The 2,085-nt window shown below is 57.9% G+C and carries 3 protein-coding genes; all 3 read left to right on the forward strand.

Annotated features, from left to right (window positions below):
* Nucleotides 1–338 precede the first annotated feature (338 nt).
* On the forward strand, nucleotides 339–809 hold the full coding sequence (locus tag RT018_RS08575; RefSeq protein WP_312941038.1) for a DUF6838 family protein: 471 nt from the start codon (nucleotides 339–341) through the stop codon (nucleotides 807–809).
* Entirely contained in the window at nucleotides 806–1,888 is a 1,083-nt protein-coding gene (locus tag RT018_RS08580) for a phage tail sheath C-terminal domain-containing protein (protein ID WP_312941041.1), read from the forward strand. Before RT018_RS08575 ends, RT018_RS08580 begins: the two co-directional genes overlap by 4 nt.
* 10 nt (nucleotides 1,889–1,898) lie before the next feature.
* A partial coding sequence (locus RT018_RS08585; RefSeq protein ID WP_312941042.1) for a phage tail tube protein occupies nucleotides 1,899–2,085 on the forward strand: 187 nt, incomplete at its 3' end.

Consider the following 2,085-nt stretch of genomic DNA (forward strand, 5'->3'; position numbering starts at 1 on the left):
GAGACATGCTGGCACAGGCACTTTTGTTTTACAGCCTATATGGTATTGCTGGTGGAGGTCTGGCCACAGTCAGAAGTCGGCATTATCAAACGTTGGCACCATGGCAACCAAGGCAGGCCCCAGACTTCTCCGGCGAATACCGGAGCTAACGAAGAACTTCTCCGCATAGCGCAGGGTGTGCAGGAGTAGGTAAAAAAACAATATGGAGGTTTTGAGTATGATTTATCAGAAATTGCCAAACGCAAACGATCTGCCGCCAAACAGAATGGCGAGAGGACAGACGCTCCCTGAAAAATCTGCGGACGCCGTCCGCGTCAAGCCGGAATAAAACCGCACACATGATTACATCCAATGATATTATAGCGGCCGTAAGCGGTGCGGTGGAGAAGCTGTTTCCCAGCGAACCGGTCTACGAAAACCTAGTTCCACAGGATTTTTCACGGCCCTGCAATCTGGTGGAGCTAATCGGAATCACCCTGGGCGAACTATCCCCCGGCGGCGTGGAGCTGCTGTACACCTATCGCATTACCGATTTTGTGGAGGTGGACGAGCGGCACAACAGTCACCTGCCGCTGCTGGACCTGCGGACGATGCTGCTGGTGGGCCTGTTTGCCAAGGGGTATCTGAAGGCCGGGGACCGGGCGCTGAAGGTGCGCAGCTGCACCACCGCCCACAACCTCGACTTTACCGAGACAACGGCAATCCTTTCTCTGGCATACAGCCGGACGGATTTTGACCCGGCGGCGGTGCTGCCGACGATGGAGCAGCTGACGCTGCAAACAAACACGAAGGAGGACACAAGCATATGAGCACTTTAACCATGCCTGGCATCGACATTGTATTTAAGCAGGCCGCGTCCACGGCGCTGGCCCGGTCCCAGAAGGGGACGGTTGCGCTGATTCTGCGGGACGCGGCGCTGGCGGAAACGAGCTACACCCTTACGGCCCCGTCCCAGCTTCCCGCCGCGATGGGAACGGAGAATCAGGCGGCGGTACGGCGGGCGTTTCTGGGGTATGTGAAGCCCCCGAAAAAGATTCTGGTGTATGTGGTGGATAAAGAGGACGCCATTACCGCCGGGTGCGCGGCCCTGAACTGGCTGTCCACCCAGCAATTTGACTATCTGGCGGGGCCTGCTGATCTGACCGCTGCGGAGGCGGGCGTACTGAAGGCTTGGGTCGTTACGCAGCGGAGTGATAACCATGCGGCTTACAAGGCCGTACTGCCCAATCTTGCGGCAGACAACGAAGCGATGGTCAACTTTACTGCCTCGGGAATCGACATCGGCGAGGCTGACAAGCTTACAGCCGCCGCCTACTGCGGGCGGATTGCAGGACTTCTGGCAGGCACGCCCATGAGCATTTCCGCAACCTACGCCCCGCTCCCGGAGGTCCGGGACGTGGAGCGACTGACCCAAGCGGCTCTTGATGCCGCTGTTGGTACCGGGCAGCTGGTCCTGTTCTGGGACGGGGAAAAGGTGAAGACCGGCCGGGCCGTCAACAGCCTGACCACCGTCACCGGAAAGAGCGACGAGTGGAAGAAAATCAAGATCGTGGAGCTGCTGGACATGGTGCAGCACGATCTTCGGGGAGCCATTGAAGATTCTTACATCGGCAAGTATGCAAACACCTATGAAAACAAGCTCCTGCTGGTGACGGCTATTACCGACTATCTCCGCTCCCTCGCCCGGGACGGGCTGATTCTGGAGGACTTCACCTGCGGAATTGACGTGGACGCGCAGCAGGCGTGGTTGGAGAGTCAGGGGACCTCTACCGTGGACATGAGCGAGCAGGAAATCAAAGAGGCGGGCACCGGGACCCGTGTGTTTTTGGCGGTGGTGATCCATCCCGTGGACGCCATTGAAGACGTCAGCGTGGGCATCACGCTGTAAGGAGGATTGTATGGACGGATATAGAGTAATTAACGGCACGTTTGGCAGTGTCTGGGCCGACGGCAGCGAGGTGGCGGAGGTCAACGCGTTTCAGGTGAAGATTGCCAAAAACAAAAGCACCCTCAACTTCTGCCGCCAGATGGCGGAGGACAGCAAGATCACCGGCGTAAAAATTACCGGAAGCATGACGCTCCACA

This window comes from Oscillibacter sp., from assembly GCF_032060045.1.
Classification (GTDB): domain Bacteria; phylum Bacillota; class Clostridia; order Oscillospirales; family Oscillospiraceae; genus Oscillibacter.